The following is a 15,308-nucleotide window of genomic DNA, read 5'->3' as shown; positions in this document are numbered from 1 at the left end:
TTGAGCGATATACTCCACATAAAAGTGAAAAAAAAATTGAGTTAAAACAAATAACTATTCCGGCCAAAGCCATGTTTAACAAAAAAAGCCTTACATTTTTGGTGCAAGGCTTTATCAATATTTTCTTCCCGTGCTATTAATACTGGTAATAGGGCGAGATCATGAGATATACAACTACACCGGTTATAGCCACATACAACCACAAAGGAAAAGTAATTTTAGCAATCTTTCTGTGGCGGTCAAAACGCTCAGCCAAGGCCCTTACGTAGGTAACCAATACCAATGGGATAATGGCAATCGAAAGCAGGATGTGGGTTAAAAGGATAAAGAAATAAACATACCTGATTGTTCCATCGCCACCAAATTTAGTAGAAGGCGTAGTCATGTGGTAGGCTATATACATTACCAAAAACAATAAAGAACAAGCTATTGCAGTTTTCATTAAATTTTGGTGAAGCGCAACTTTTCCATTTTTAATGGCCCAAACGGCAACAATTAAAAGGACGGCTGTTATACCATTAATCGTAGCATATATTGGTGGCAAAAAAGGAAGCGGTGGTGCATCTATTCCTAAATCTTTTAATTTAACAACAAATAAGACTGCTACAGCAACCGGAATTAAAATGGATAGGATAATGATCCATTTATTATATTTTTTCTCAATTGGGCTATTTTCCATGAGTTTTAAATCTCTTTATTTTTTATGAATAAGTTAATCGCCTCAGACTACCTACTAAAGACTGTAGGCTCAAGACTAACTACCGTCCGTCTTTAACATTTCTCAGATACTCTGCAATCAATACCTTGATTTCATCTTCCAGTCTGGCATTGGCCTCTTTGTTATCGGCTTCATAAATACCACGAATGCGGTGCAGGTTATCGATAAGCAATATTTTGTTACTGAAAATGAAGGTAGGCTTTGTACGGGAATCATCTTCAATTACATCAAGCAATAAGCCATTTTTAATTAGCGGATAGGTTTGTGAGGTATCTCCGGCTAAAAAATCCCACTTACCTTCTATTGCTTTAAAGCTGGCAGCAAAATCTTTAATCTTACTTTGATCGGCCGGATCTACTGATAAACTTAAAAATTTAACCAACGGTTTCTGTTCGTAACCATCTGATAGCTGTTTAATATACTGACTGGTTTGCTGGTTACCGGCTCCGGTATGGAATAAGTTTAAGACTACAATCTTATTCTCGAGCGATTTCCAGCTGATGGTATCGTTATGTTGGTTAACCAGTTTAAAATCCGGAATCTGATGATAGATTGTATCGGGTATTTTCTTCCCCTTTACACTGTGAAATGTAGTGGCCACAATCTTCTTGCCATAGATTGGTAAACTCTTATACCTGTTTTTGGCAAAGTGGGGCAATAAGTAAAAAAATAAAAATCCCGGTATAGCTAAAATGCTTACCAGGATTAATACCTTTTTTATAGGGCTTCTTTTCATTAATGGCTCATCATGTGCAGGTTTAAAAACCCACCTTCTATTAGCATTAAAACAATAAAGTAAATGATGAAAATGAATGAAACTGTTAATGCTAACTGCAAGCCCAGTTTTTCGAATTTTAAGTGCATAAAGTAAGCTACAATATAAAAAGCTTTTACAAGTGTTAAAGCAATGTAAACATAGTTACCAACGTGTTGCGACATATGACCACCTGGTATTGCCCAAAGTGCGATCATAAATTCGATAGCTGTAATTAGCGATAAAATACCTGCTACTTTCCAGATTTTTGCTTTATTCATGCCTGCATGTTCTCCATGCTCGTGGCCTTCTGTTGTATGTGCGTGTTCTGACATGTTAAATATTTTTTTTCGTTGAAATTAAACCAAATAGAAGAATGTAAATACAAATACCCACACTAAATCTACGAAGTGCCAGTATAAACCCACTTTCTCAACCATTAAATAATGCCCCCTTCTCTCGAAAGTACCATTAATGGTCATGATTAAGATAATGATGTTAATTACCACACCACTAAATACGTGGAAACCGTGGAAACCAGTGATAGTGAAGAATAAATTCGCAAATTGTTGTGCAGCTATCAAAGATACTGGTCCGTCAAATAAATGCTTTAATTCCTCAGCAGATGGGATATGTCCCCACCAAAAACCTTCGTGGTGTAAGTGCGTCCACTCTAAAGCCTGACAGCCTAAGAACATGAAACCTCCAACGATAGTAGCTACCATCCACCAGATTACTTCTTTCTTTGCGCGACGGTGGCCGGCTTCTACTGCCATAACCATCGTTACAGAACTTAAGATTAATATAAAAGTCATAAGGCCCACAAAAACCAATGGAGCACCACTATCTTTTATACCAGGTATAGATTGAAATACCAAATCAGGATCTGGCCATGTTAATTTAGAAAAACGCTGAGCGCCGTAGTAGATCAATAATGATGAAAATGTAAAAGCATCTGATAAAAGGAAAAACCACATCATGATTTTACCATATTCTACCGACCACGGAGAACGACCACCATTCCATGGCCCGGTTTTAACTTGATCTAATTGTGATACTGCATTCATTTGGAAATAGTATAATAGTTTGTTAACAAATTTAACGGTTCAAAAGTAAAAAAACATATAGATAAATCCATAGGATATCTATAAAATGCCAAAAAATAGAAGCGATTTCCATTCTGTACTGGCTCTTGGCAGCAGGAATATGCTTATAACTGCCTATTAATGCATTAATAATAAAGCCTACACCCGCAATAATGTGCAAAAGGTGCATGCCCGATACGACGTAAATAAAAGAAATTGCGGCGTTGTTACCCACCAGGGTGGCGCCTGTTCTTACCATACTACCCCATGCATTAAACTGCATCACACCAAAAGCTATGGCTAAGATTACAGTAACCCAAAGCAGGTTGCGTTGTAAGCTGAAATTAAGTTTTTTCAGGGCCCTTGCCGCTAAAAATAAAGTAACACTGCTGGCCAAAATCACCATGCTCGAGTAAATAAACGCATCGGGCAATATTAAACCATGCCCTTTACCTTTAGATGCGGCAAAAACCAGATAATAACTGGTAAAGCCCCCAAACATAATGGTAGATGATACTACGAATAACCAAACAATAAACTTTCTGGGTTTTGGATCAAATGTATCCTGGATTTTTTCCATTGTGATAACCATCAGTTATTTTGCTATAAAATTTAATAATAATCCGAGCTGTACAGCAGGGATGTAAAAAAATGAACAGAACATCACGCGCTTCGCATCAATCATTTCTCTGTTCATTAAAAGTTTAAATGCTAACCAGCTGAAAATAAAACCGGCAATTAGCGATAAGCCAGCAATGTAATAACCGCCAAAGCCATAAAAGGTAGGCAATAAACTTACTGGTATTAAAATCAAAGTACTTAAAAACGTAAGTAAAGCTGTCGCTTTATCGCGTTTTTTGGTAGGCAATAACCTGAAACCTGCCTTTTTATAATCATCATCCAATACCCATGCAATGGCCCAAAAATGAGGGAACTGCCATACAAACTGGATGAGGAACAAAATACCGGCAATGTAATAATCGATTTCATGAAACAGCTCGGCTTTTAAGCTGCCGAAGGCTGCCAGGTAACCAATAAGTGGTGGTAATGCCCCCGGAATAGCCCCAACAAAAACTGCTATTGGCGATTTCCTTTTTAAAGGTGTATAGGCAAAAGCATATAATAAAATGGAGAATACCGATAATAAACCCGTTTCTAAATTCAACTTACCCAATAACCAGGTGCCTACAAACGACATAAACACACCTAATATCAAACCCTGTCCGGTAGTCATCCTACCCGCTGGCATTGGCCTGTCTTTGGTGCGCGACATCAGTTTATCCAGGTCCTTTTCTATAATCTCGTTAAAGGTATTGGCAGCTGCAGTAACCAAAAAGCCACCTGCAATTAAAATCAGCCAGTTTCCCCAATCTATGCTGGGAATATGGCCCCTGCCTACCTGCATTTTCTGTCCGATCAGAAAAGAGATCGATGCAGAAAACACTACCGTAAACGATAGCCTGAATTTGATGAGTTTAGAAAAATCTGAAAAAAATTGTTTCAATTCCCTTAAATATTATTGTTTATATGTACTGGTACGATATACCAACAGGTACAGATAAAATTGTAAACTAAATAGTAGCGTAGAGAACAAAATATGTAACGCCTGCGCAACCGGAGGAAAAGCAATGTATGCTAAAGCTAAACCACTTAACAACTGAACTAAGAGCGTAATTAGAATAAATCTGGCCGTTAACAATGGAGCTGCTTTGCCGCTAAAACGGTCGGTAACCATTTTATAAACCACCGCATTGGTGATCACTACCAGTATAGCCAGATCGCGGTGATAAGAAAAGATGCTTCCAACTTTCGAAATCCAGCTAGCCTTTGCACCATATCCGAGCGATTTTGCGATTACATCTACCGCCTCTCTAACATCTGTACCAATAACTATTTGTACAAGGCTAATAATCAGCGTAAAGAACAAAAAGCCTTTTAGCCACAGTATGCGGTACATAATTACCGAAGGTGCCTTGTTTAGCTGTTTCGCATAATTGTAGGTATAAATGGAAATAGCCAGAATAACCAATGCCAAAAGCATATGTACTGTTACCACCCACTGCGCCAGATTAGTAGATACTACGATTGAGCCTAACCAACCCTGATAGCCCACTACAAAAATATTGAGTATGCTTAATACAATGATGCGTTTAGCAGTTTTCCTATATGTAAAAGAACAAATGGCTGTTAGCAGTAAAAAAATCCCTGCAGCAACACCAGCCAAACGGTTCAGATATTCGGTCCAGGTTTTGGCCGGATTAAATTCTTCGGGAATGGTGATGCTTTTATCGTGTCTGATACTATCTGCCAGTGCTACTTTGCCCATACTTTCGAGGTATTTGGCAAATTTTTCGTTTTTCTTTAGCCTTCCTGCTACATACTTTTCTTTGTAATTGGCCGGAAGCTGAGATACATCGGTTGGTGGAATATAACGGTCGAAACATTTTGGCCAATCCGGACAACCCATGCCAGAGCCTGTACTGCGCACAATACCGCCGGCAAGTATAACCAATAGTGTAACTACGATGGTTATCAGATTAATTTTAATGAAACGTTGTTCTGATCCGCTGACCATATCTCTGTTAAGATGAAAAGGGTATCCGGATAAGCAGAAACTTAATCAGATACCCCTTCTAAATTTTATTTAAAGCTTTAAACTAGCCTTTATTTTCTGCAACCGGATTGGCTAATTCCCATTCCTGTTGAATTTTTTCTGCTTCAGCATTTCCTTCAAAATCGTGAGGTAAGTTAGAGCTCATGGTTTGAGAGAAAGGAACAGTTTGCGGAATAAAATCTGCATCATGTCCTGGTTTGCTATAATCATAAGGCCATCTGTAAACAGTTGGAATTTCTCCTGGCCAGTTACCATGTAAATGTTCTACTGGTGCAGTCCACTCTAATGTATTGGCTTCCCAAGGGTTTTGAGGAGAAACTTTTCCTTTAAAGATTGAGTAGAAGAAGTTAAATAAGAACGCAACTTGTGCCAATGCAGCCATAATAGCAGCCCAGGTAACAAATACGTTTACAGTTAACCATTTTTTCATAAACTCGAACTCAGTAAATGCATAGTAACGACGTGGTACACCATCTAAACCTAAGAAGTGAAGCGGGAAGAATACCAGATATGCGGCGATGAAAGTTAACCAGAAGTGTAAATATCCTAGTTTAGCGTTCATCATTTTACCGAACATTTTAGGGAACCAGTGATAAACACCTGCAAGCATACCAAAAATCGCTGCTGATCCCATTACCAGGTGGAAGTGGGCAACTACGAAATAAGTATCGTGTAAGTTAATATCTAAAGATGCGTTACCTAAGAAGATACCGGTTAAACCACCAGAGATAAAGAATGAAACTAAACCGATAGCGAATAACATGGCCGGAGTAAAACGGATATTACCGCGCCATAAAGTAGCCAGGTAGTTAAATGTTTTTACCGCCGATGGTACCGCAATAATTAAAGTAGTGATCATAAATACACCACCCAATAACGGGTTCATACCGGTAACAAACATGTGGTGACCCCATACGATAAATGATAATACGGTAATACCAATTAAAGAGTAAACCATCGCGTGGTAACCGAAGATCGGTTTACGTGAGTTTACCGAGATTACTTCAGATGAAATACCTAAAGCCGGCATAATTACGATGTATACCTCAGGGTGACCTAAGAACCAGAATAAGTGTTGCCATAAAATTGGAGAACCACCTTCGTTTGGTAAAATATCAGTACCCATTACGATATCCGATAAATAGAAACTTGTTCCGAAACTACGGTCGAAGATCATTAATACCACACCCGCAACTAATACAGGGAATGATAAAATACCCAAAATAGCAGTTAAGAAGAATGCCCAGATAGGTAAAGGCATTTTCCAAAGGTCCATACCTTTAGTACGCATGTTTAAGATTGTACTTACGTAGTTAATACCACCCATTAATGATGATGCTACGAAAAGTACCATACTGATTAACCACAAGGTCATACCCAAACCCGAACCTGGCATAGCCTTCGCTACTACTGATAATGGCGGATAAACTGTCCAACCACCAGATGCAGGACCTGTTTGAATAAAGAATGATGACATCATGATCACACAGGCCATAAAGAAGAACCAGTATGAAAGCATGTTCAAGAATGGCGAAGCCATATCTCGTGCACCAATTTGTAATGGAATTAATAAGTTACTAAATGTACCACTCAATCCGGCTGTTAGTACAAAGAATACCATGATGGTACCGTGAATGGTTACCAATGCCAGATAGAAATCGGCTTTGATACGACCGCCTTCAGCCCATTTACCTAAAAATGTTTCTAAGAAAGGGAAATTTTTATCTGGCCAGGCCAATTGGATACGGAATAAAATAGATAAGCCCATTGCTATTACCGCCATAATAATACCGGTAATTAAAAACTGCTTGGCAATCATTTTATGATCCATGCTAAAGATGTACTTTGAAATCAAAGTCTCTTTATGATGCCCATGATCAGCGTGATCGTGATTGTGTTCGTCGTGTAATGCTATTGTTGACATAATTCGTTCGCTCCTGCTTAATATTATTTATTTAAAGCCATTTGGTTAGTTTTAGCAGCTGCTGAATCTGTAGCTGCTGAATCTGCTACTGCTTTTACAGGTGCAGGTGCCACTGGCAAATTAAATTGTTTTCTTAAATCATCATTTAAGTATGTTTTCTGTTCAGCTATCCAGGCTTTGTAGTCAGCCTCAGAAACTACACGTACCACTTTTTGCATGTTGTAGTGACCAGCACCGCAAATTTTAGCACAGAAGAAAAGGTACTTAAAGTTAGGATCGTTTGTTTCTTGCTGCATCTCTGCAGTTGTTTTAGTAGGCGTAAACTCAAAGAAAGTTCTCATACCAGGTACAGTATTTAACTGAACCCTGAAATGCGGCATGTAAAAACTGTGAATTACATCTTTACTGGTTAAGATTAACTTAACTGGTTTTCCTACCGGAATAACCATTTCGTCAGCCATCTCATCATCGCGAGAGTTTAAATCTTTAAAGTCGATACCAAGTGGGTTAGTAGCTGTAGTTAATTTGTAGTTTTTAGCACCTACAACACCATCAGCTCCAGGATAACGGATAGACCATTTAAACTGCTCAGAAGTTACTTCAATTTGTAAAGGTTTGTTATTTGGATCTTCAACTTTAAAGAAGATTGATCTCCAGGTTAAGAAACCCATTAATACCAATACTGTTAATACTAAAGCCGGAACAATAGTCCAGATTTTTTCGATGGTATTGTTATGCGGATAGTAGTAAGCTTTTCTTTTTGCAGAATATTTGTAGATATAAGAAAATCCGAATAATAAGATGTGTGTTACTACAAACACGATTGTAGTGATGATCAATGTTAAATTGAACATCTCATCTATTTTCTTTCCATGTTCTGATGCTGCATCAGGAAGTAACATTGCACCGTGCACGGTATACTCCCAATATACACCATATAAACCCAACACCAAGAACAAGGCAAATAAACTTGCATGTACCCTGTTCCAGTTAATGCCAACAGGTTTACCTTGTGCTTCGCGGCTTAATTCATATACCCTTATCGATTTACCGATAATTGCAATGAATAAACATACGGCAAGGAAAATCAGTACGTAAAATATTACCGATTTATAAACCTCGCCCATATCAACCTTCGGTGCCGCGGCAGCACCTGCTGCTGCATCTTGCGCAAATACGCTAGTGTTTGCAAAAACAGTAAGTAATACTGCTAAAGCTGCGGTCGTTTTATTCGTTATAAACTTTCTTAAACTCATTTTCTTAAAAGTAGTACGCTGTACTGCTAATTATAATAATAACTAAATATTTGCTCTATCTTATCACCATTACAGTTGATGATGCAAACTTTCTTGTAATAATGGGTGATTCTTTGCAATCAAAGGCTTTTTACTCAATGCCGATAAAACGGTAAAGGTAAACAATCCTACGAAACCTACTGCAGTTCCGATTTCAACAATTCCGAAACCATTGTGGCCATCTTCTACTGCACCTGGCATAATCATCTGGTAGTAATCTACCCAGTGACCTAACAATACCACGATAGAAACGAATAATAATTTGGCATCGGTTCTTTTGTTATCTCTATCCATTAACAATAACACTGGCGCTAAGAAGTTCATTGCAAGGTTTAAGAAAAACCAGAATTTGTAATATTCAAAGCGTTTGAAGAAATATACAGTCTCCTCAGGCATGTTTGCGTAGTAGATTAATAAGAACTGAGCAAACCATACATAAGTCCAGAAGATTGAGAAACCAAAAATAAACTGGCCTAAGTTGTGTAAGTGACTGTTGTTAACCCATTGCATGTAACCAGCTCTTCTTAACAAGATCAGGATAATAGCAATAGTTGCTAAACTGCTTACCCACATGGCGGCGAAGTTATACCAACCGAACATGGTTGAGAACCAGTGCGCCTCTAAAGACATCACGGTATCGAAAGCAAAAACAGGAGTTGTAAATCCGTAAATAACTAAGAAAATACAAGCGTTTTTGAAGCTTTTTCTGTAAGAGTTTAAACCACCTGCTAAATCTTCGTTATAAGAAAGTTTAACAAAAAGCATCGAGAAAATGCTGTAAACACCTAAGAAGATTACCTGACGACCTAAGAAGAAAGGTACGTTAAGGAATACCGATTTACCAGCAATGATTGAGTCATAGTTCGGACTGCTTGGATCAGTTAATCCATCAGCATTCCAGTGGTGGTATAAATTATGTGTAAATAAACCTGCCGAAATAACTACAACAAGTATTACAGCTGCTAAAGGCAAGGTTTTTGCCATAGCCTGTGGTACACGTAAAATAGATGCAGACCATCCTGCCTGCGCTACATATTGAACAGCAAGGAAAAATGTACCCGACATACAAACGCATGCAAAGTAATATGCCATAAGCAACAGGTTGGCAAAAGTACGCTCGTGCATTACTTTATCGCCAGCTAAGAAACCGAAGAGTACAGCAGCAATACCAATAACGATACCAACTATACTTAAGGTTTTTACTTTTCCTGTAAACTCAAACTGTTCACTAAAATTAATATTGTGAGTTCCCATTTATATTCTGCTTTACTTATTGTTGTTTTTGTAATTCCTGAACATACATCACTACTTTCCAACGATCAGTTGGTGAAATTTGTGAAGCATGCGAGCCCATATTATTTACACCGTATGTAATGGTGTGGTAGATTTTACCAGCTGTAAGCGCTTTCATTTCTCCACCTCTTGATGAACTTCCAGAGAAGTATGAAGGTACACCACTAAATTTCTCAATTTTAACCAGGTGTCCTTGTCCGTCTCCTTTTGTTCCGTGGCATGGGCTACAGAAAACGTCGAACAAATGCTTACCCTGAGCTAAATTTACAGTATCAACCGGTAAAGGGTTAACCATGCTCACTCCTGCTGCTTCGTATCCTTCTTTAGTATTAGGAAACTCATCATACTCTGTAAAACCTACAGGTTTAGTATGTGCTGGTGGCAATTGTGCCGTTTTACCATCTTTAAAATTCTTGTTTGGTTGGTCCGGATTGTAAGCAATCGGATCATACATGTTTCTGGCATATTCTAAGCCAGTACTGCGTTTATCTCTACAAGCAGAAAAGGTAGCTGCAAAAGCGATAGCTAAAAACGCTGTGTAAACAAATTTATTCTTATTCATAGCTAATGTACTTCCTTTCATTATACTTTACTTCTAAAGCACCTGCATCTTTTAATAATCCATCAATTACCGTGTGTGCGGCGTTGTCTTTTGCATCAACTGCAATTACAAAGCGATCATCAGTAGCACGTAAATCCATCACCCTTGGTGCTCTTCCCGGAAATAAGTGTGTAGAAGCGTAGTAAGTTAACACCATACCGAAAGCACAGAATAATACTGTAAGCTCGAACATTATCGGAATAAAATCCGGCAATGCAAATGATGGTTTACCACCGATGTTTACTCTCCAATCGATAACTGCGCAGAAATAAATCAAAGCGAATGCACAGCAAGTACCGGTAATACCAAAGCAAAATGCTGCGATATCGATTCTAGATCTTTTAATTCCTAATTTGGCTTCTATTCCGTGTATAGGCATTGGAGTATATACATCATAAATGCTGATGTTATTTTCCTGAAGTTTCTCGATGCCATGCATCATTTCATCAGGATCGCCAAAGCTGCCTAAAATATATTTGATATCACTCATTGTTATATTTTTGCGTAATCTTCTTGTTTAACACTATCAAATTTTTCTAAAGACTCTATGTACTCAGCTACATATTCTTTATTCTCGTGCCCTTCTTTAATCTGTTTCATTTTAGCCTGCTCACTTGCAGATTTCAATAATAATTTAACCTCTGCGATAGCGATTGATGGCAATACTCTCAAGAACAATAAGAATAAGGTAAAGAATAAACCAATCGAACCTACGAATACACTGATATCAACCCAGGTTGGATAGAACATGGCCCAGCTCGATGGAATATAATCGCGGTGTAGTGAAGTAACGATAATTACGAAACGCTCGAACCACATACCTACGTTTACTACGATCGATAAAATCCAGGTAGCTTTGATGCTTAAACGGATCTTTTTGAACCATAATAACTGTGGAGAGATTACGTTACAAGTCATCATCATCCAGTAAGACCACCAGTAAGGACCAGTAGACCTGTTGATGAAAGCATATTGCTCGTACTCAGAACCTGAATACCAGGCAATGAAGAACTCAGTTAAGTAAGCAACACCTACGATTGATCCGGTTAAGATGATGATTTTGTTCATCGACTCGATGTGGAACATGGTGATGTAATTCTCTAAACCTAATACTTTACGTGCAACCAATAATAAGGTTAATACCATCGCGAAACCTGAGAAAATCGCACCTGCCACGAAGTATGGAGGGAAGATGGTAGTGTGCCATCCAGGAATTACCGAAGTTGCAAAGTCCATTGATACAATGGTGTGTACCGAAAGTACAAGTGGTGTAGAAATACCTGCTAAGATTAACGACACCGCTTCGAAACGTTGCCATGTTTTAACGCTTCCACTCCACCCGAAAGAGAAGATAGAATAGATTTTTCTGCGGGTACCTACTGCACGGTCGCGGATGGTTGCAATATCTGGTAATAAACCTGTGTACCAGAATAATAATGATACAGAGAAATAAGTTGAGATTGCAAACATATCCCATACCAATGGTGAGTTAAAGTTTACCCAAAGCGAACCAAACTGGTTTGGTAAAGGTAAAACCCAATAAGCTAACCAAGGACGGCCCATGTGCGATACTACATAAGTTGCGGCACAGATTACGGCGAAAATTGTCATCGCCTCAGCCGAACGGTTGATTGAGTTACGCCAGTTCTGACGGAAAAGTAATAGTACAGCCGAAATTAGCGTTCCGGCGTGACCGATACCTACCCACCATACGAAACCGGTGATATCCCATGCCCAACCTACTGTTTTATTTAAACCCCATGATCCGATACCGTTCCAGAAGGTGTAACTTACAGCTACTACCCAAAGTAAAGCACCTAATGAGGCAACGATGAAACCAATCCACCAAGCTTTGTTTGGCTTATTTTCTACTGGCATCAAAATATCATCCGTAATTTTTGCATACGTGATATTATCGCCGGTAATTAATGGTTCTCTAAGTATTGATTCGTTATGTCCTGACATAATTTGTATTTTCTTTATACTAAAGCTTACGCTTGTACTGTTGTATCTGTATTTCTAATTTTTGTCATGTAGCCGATACCTGGTTTCACATTGATTTCTTCTAATACGTAGTAGATACGCTCAGAACGCAATGCTTTTGAAACCTCTGAATTAGGATCGTTTGCATCACCAAATACAATTGCATTTGCTGAACAAGCTTCCTGACAAGCCATTTTAATATCGCCATCTTTTAATGGACGTTTTTCCAATTTAGCCTGTAATTTACCACCTTGGATACGTTGGATACACATAGAGCATTTCTCCATAACACCACGTGAACGTGTGGTTACATCAGGATTCAATACCAATTGGGTAAACTCGTTATTTAAATAGTTATCGAAACGAGAATCATTCCAGTAGTTAAACCAGTTGAAACGACGTACTTTGTATGGACAGTTGTTTGCACAATAACGTGTACCTACGCAACGGTTATAAGCCATGTGGTTTAAACCATCACTTGAGTGTACTGTTGCCAATACCGGACATACAGTTTCGCAAGGTGCGTGGTCACAGTGCTGGCACAACATCGGTTGGTGAACAACTGAAACGTGATCTAAGTCTTCTAATTTTGCAATTTCTTTCTCTCTGGTTACATCGCCATCCTTAGTTTCGTAGCTATAGTAACGGTCGATACGGATCCAGTGCATCTCACGACGACGACGAACCTCATCACGACCTACAACCGGAATGTTGTTTTCTACGTTACAGGCAACAATACAAGAACCACAACCAGTACAAGCATTCAAATCGATTGCCATAACCCAGTTGTTACCTGGTTTTTCATATTGATCCCAAAGATCGTAATCTTTATGCTCGCCTTTTTCGTTACCAGCACCAGCATTTTTTAAGTACTCTTTAAAAGTAGCTTCTTTAATTACTGCACGGCCTTCGAAAGAGTGGTGAGTTTGTGTTTGAGCCAATTCGTAGTACCCGCCTGTTGGGGTAATGGTTACTGAAGTAGCATATTGCATTGTTCCGTTAACGAAAGAAACAAAAGGGAAAGCATTTTTACCTACATCGTTACCCGCTTTACCAGTTTTGGTACGGCCATAACCCAATGCAATAGATGCGGTTCCTTGTGCTTGTCCTGGCTGGATCAATACCGGAAGTTCTATTGAATATCCGTTGCTTCCTTTTACAGTTACAACATCAAATTCTTTAACTTTTAATTTTTCTGCAAATTTTGGTGCAATGGCAACAAAGTTATCCCAGGTTACTTTAGAAACCGGATCAGGTAACTCTTGTAAGAATGCATTGTTAGCATTTTTACCATCACGCATCGGGATGTTTTCATAAACCTGTAATTCTACTTCTTTAGCCAAAGCTTTGCTGCTGTTGGTAATTGAAGTAGCTACTGCAGCTAACGATAATGTGAAGCTATAAGCACCAGCAGTTTTTGCTGTTGTGGTAACTACACCTTTTTCTAATACCTGTTCCCATTTCAAGCCTGCAGCTGGTAATACTTTAGCTTCCCAGTTGCTGCGTACAAACTGATAGTAATCTTTAACAGGAGCATCAGCCCAGGTTAATAAACTCTCTTCTGCCTGACGGCTATTGAATACCGGGTTAATTGTTGGCTGAACGATAGAATAATATCCTTCGTAAGCGTTAGCATCACCCCACGATTCTAAGTAGTTGTGGTTAATGGCAATTGCATCGCAAAGCGAAGCTGTTTCATCAGCACGGTCTGAGAATGAAATTTTTGCCGGAACTTTAGCTAAAGCATCAGTAAATGCTTTTGGATTTGCTGCGTCGTAAGCAGGGTTGCTGTTTAAGAATAAAACTGCAGCAACTTCACCACGTCCCATTTCAGCAACTAAGCCATTAAATTCGGCATCGTTACCAGCATATAAGTAGCAAGGGTTATCTAAATCGATAGTAGTACCATAACTTCCGATAGCGGCATTAATAGCATTTACCAGGATTTGAGTAGAAACGTCGTTCGAACCACAAACTACTAAACCTTTACCTTTATTCTGTAATAATTCTTTAGCAACTAATTTAATTACTTTATCAGCAGTTGCATTGTTACCTAAAGTTCCACCTGGTAAAGCCTGACCAGTAATTGCATTATATAAAGCAATTAAAGCAGGACCTTCTTCCGATAATTTAACCGGAACACGGGTATCGGCATTGGTACCAGTTAAGCTCATTCCACCTTCGAACTGAATGTGGCGGCTCATTTTTTTATTTTCTAACGATTTGTAGTTACGGTTAGCCGTGTATTGAGCAGTAAATTCTTCACCACTAATCCAGGTACCTAAGAAATCGGCACTGAAACTTACAATTAAATCGGCTTTATCGAAGTTATACTTTGGTAAAACAGCTTTACCAAAACTGTTTTGGTTTGCCTGGATAATACCTGTATAAGAAACAGCATCATACTGAACCAATTTGGCAGCAGGATATTTGGCCACAAACTGAGCAATTGCTGCGTTAGTTGACGGGCTGTTTACTGTTGAGGCTACGATACGGATTTTTTTACCTGAAGCCTGTGCTTTTGCCAACTCGCCTTTTACAAAGCTGTCGATTTTTGCCCAGGTAGTTTCTTCAGTCTGACCACCTTTTACTAAAGCTGGTGCTTTTAGTTTAGATACATCGTATAAATCTAATACTGAAGCTTGCGCTCTTGCATCGGTACCGCAATTGTATAAACCTGCATTTGGATTCGGTTCAATTTTAATTGGGCGCCCCTCTCTTGTTTTAACTAAAATACTCTGGCCATTGAAGCTTGAAGTATAAAAGTTAGGAATACCTGGAGTAACCTCTTCAGGTTTTACCAGATAAGGGATTGATTTTTTTAACGGTGTACTTTGGCAGGCTGCTAATGTAACCGCACCTAAACCAAAGCCTAACGCCTTTAAAAAGTCGCGGCGTGGGGTAACGGTACTTAACCCTGCTTCATTTAAAACATCTTCTATTGGAAGTGGCTCGGCGAATTCGTTTTTGTTATTTTTAACAAAATCCGGTGTATTGTTATACTCCTCTAAGCCTTTCCAGTATTTTTTATTGCTTTCCAT

General features: G+C 38.7%; 14 protein-coding genes. All 14 read right to left on the bottom strand.

Annotated elements, in window-relative coordinates:
- Window positions 1–136 precede the first annotated feature (136 nt).
- The gene (locus tag OC25_RS02930; RefSeq protein ID WP_039471473.1) at window positions 137–679 is read right to left on the bottom strand and encodes a DUF420 domain-containing protein; all 543 of its coding nucleotides are present in this window, start codon (window positions 677–679) and stop codon (window positions 137–139) included.
- Between the two features lie 79 nt (window positions 680–758).
- Entirely contained in the window at window positions 759–1,454 is a 696-nt protein-coding gene (locus OC25_RS02925) for an SCO family protein (RefSeq protein ID WP_039471471.1), read from the bottom strand.
- Window positions 1,454–1,807, bottom strand: coding sequence for a cytochrome C oxidase subunit IV family protein (locus tag OC25_RS02920; protein WP_039471469.1), 354 nt, complete (start codon window positions 1,805–1,807; stop codon window positions 1,454–1,456). Before OC25_RS02920 ends, OC25_RS02925 begins: the two co-directional genes overlap by 1 nt.
- A 24-nt stretch (window positions 1,808–1,831) precedes the next feature.
- Window positions 1,832–2,539 carry a cytochrome c oxidase subunit 3 gene (locus OC25_RS02915; protein WP_039471467.1) on the bottom strand — a complete coding sequence of 236 codons (708 nt, stop codon included), beginning with the start codon at window positions 2,537–2,539 and terminating at the stop codon, window positions 1,832–1,834.
- Between the two features lie 31 nt (window positions 2,540–2,570).
- Entirely contained in the window at window positions 2,571–3,137 is a 567-nt protein-coding gene (locus OC25_RS02910) for a cytochrome c oxidase subunit 3 (protein WP_082018487.1), read from the bottom strand.
- A 15-nt stretch (window positions 3,138–3,152) separates the two neighbouring features.
- The gene (cyoE, locus tag OC25_RS02905) at window positions 3,153–4,061 is read right to left on the bottom strand and encodes a heme o synthase (protein ID WP_039471462.1); all 909 of its coding nucleotides are present in this window, start codon (window positions 4,059–4,061) and stop codon (window positions 3,153–3,155) included.
- A gap of 12 nt (window positions 4,062–4,073) precedes the next feature.
- Window positions 4,074–5,132, bottom strand: coding sequence for a COX15/CtaA family protein (locus OC25_RS02900; RefSeq protein WP_039471460.1), 1,059 nt, complete (start codon window positions 5,130–5,132; stop codon window positions 4,074–4,076).
- A gap of 82 nt (window positions 5,133–5,214) precedes the next feature.
- A complete protein-coding gene (locus OC25_RS02895; protein WP_209435555.1) occupies window positions 5,215–7,095 on the bottom strand; it encodes a cytochrome c oxidase subunit I in 1,881 nt (626 codons plus the stop codon).
- Window positions 7,096–7,118: 23 nt separating this feature from the next.
- Entirely contained in the window at window positions 7,119–8,351 is a 1,233-nt protein-coding gene (locus tag OC25_RS02890; RefSeq protein ID WP_039471455.1) for a cytochrome c oxidase subunit II, read from the bottom strand.
- Window positions 8,352–8,420: 69 nt separating this feature from the next.
- On the bottom strand, window positions 8,421–9,644 hold the full coding sequence (locus OC25_RS02885; RefSeq protein ID WP_039471453.1) for a hypothetical protein: 1,224 nt from the start codon (window positions 9,642–9,644) through the stop codon (window positions 8,421–8,423).
- Window positions 9,645–9,660: 16 nt separating this feature from the next.
- Entirely contained in the window at window positions 9,661–10,266 is a 606-nt protein-coding gene (locus OC25_RS02880; RefSeq protein WP_039471451.1) for a c-type cytochrome, read from the bottom strand.
- Window positions 10,238–10,774, bottom strand: coding sequence for a DUF3341 domain-containing protein (locus tag OC25_RS02875; protein ID WP_039471449.1), 537 nt, complete (start codon window positions 10,772–10,774; stop codon window positions 10,238–10,240). Before OC25_RS02875 ends, OC25_RS02880 begins: the two co-directional genes overlap by 29 nt.
- Window positions 10,775–10,776: 2 nt before the next feature.
- Window positions 10,777–12,249, bottom strand: coding sequence for an NrfD/PsrC family molybdoenzyme membrane anchor subunit (nrfD, locus tag OC25_RS02870; RefSeq protein WP_039471446.1), 1,473 nt, complete (start codon window positions 12,247–12,249; stop codon window positions 10,777–10,779).
- A gap of 26 nt (window positions 12,250–12,275) precedes the next feature.
- A complete protein-coding gene (locus OC25_RS02865) occupies window positions 12,276–15,308 on the bottom strand; it encodes a TAT-variant-translocated molybdopterin oxidoreductase (RefSeq protein ID WP_039471444.1) in 3,033 nt (1,010 codons plus the stop codon).

This window comes from Pedobacter kyungheensis (genome assembly GCF_000812965.1).
Taxonomy (GTDB): Bacteria; Bacteroidota; Bacteroidia; order Sphingobacteriales; family Sphingobacteriaceae; genus Pedobacter; species Pedobacter kyungheensis.
The sequence above is the reverse complement of the archived record's forward strand: the minus strand, read 5'-3'. Positions and strand labels throughout refer to the sequence as shown.

Coding starts and splice junctions, on each gene's coding strand:
- OC25_RS02930 (WP_039471473.1), bottom strand. CDS start 679: ATGGAAAATAGCCCAATTGAGAAAAAATATAATAAATGGATCATTATC.
- OC25_RS02925 (WP_039471471.1), bottom strand. CDS start 1,454: ATGAAAAGAAGCCCTATAAAAAAGGTATTAATCCTGGTAAGCATTTTA.
- OC25_RS02920 (WP_039471469.1), bottom strand. CDS start 1,807: ATGTCAGAACACGCACATACAACAGAAGGCCACGAGCATGGAGAACAT.
- OC25_RS02915 (WP_039471467.1), bottom strand. CDS start 2,539: ATGAATGCAGTATCACAATTAGATCAAGTTAAAACCGGGCCATGGAAT.
- OC25_RS02910 (WP_082018487.1), bottom strand. CDS start 3,137: ATGGAAAAAATCCAGGATACATTTGATCCAAAACCCAGAAAGTTTATT.
- OC25_RS02900 (WP_039471460.1), bottom strand. CDS start 5,132: ATGGTCAGCGGATCAGAACAACGTTTCATTAAAATTAATCTGATAACC.
- OC25_RS02895 (WP_209435555.1), bottom strand. CDS start 7,095: ATGTCAACAATAGCATTACACGACGAACACAATCACGATCACGCTGAT.
- OC25_RS02890 (WP_039471455.1), bottom strand. CDS start 8,351: ATGAGTTTAAGAAAGTTTATAACGAATAAAACGACCGCAGCTTTAGCA.
- OC25_RS02885 (WP_039471453.1), bottom strand. CDS start 9,644: ATGGGAACTCACAATATTAATTTTAGTGAACAGTTTGAGTTTACAGGA.
- OC25_RS02880 (WP_039471451.1), bottom strand. CDS start 10,266: ATGAAAGGAAGTACATTAGCTATGAATAAGAATAAATTTGTTTACACA.
- OC25_RS02875 (WP_039471449.1), bottom strand. CDS start 10,774: ATGAGTGATATCAAATATATTTTAGGCAGCTTTGGCGATCCTGATGAA.
- nrfD (WP_039471446.1), bottom strand. CDS start 12,249: ATGTCAGGACATAACGAATCAATACTTAGAGAACCATTAATTACCGGC.
- OC25_RS02865 (WP_039471444.1), bottom strand. CDS start 15,308: ATGGAAAGCAATAAAAAATACTGGAAAGGCTTAGAGGAGTATAACAAT.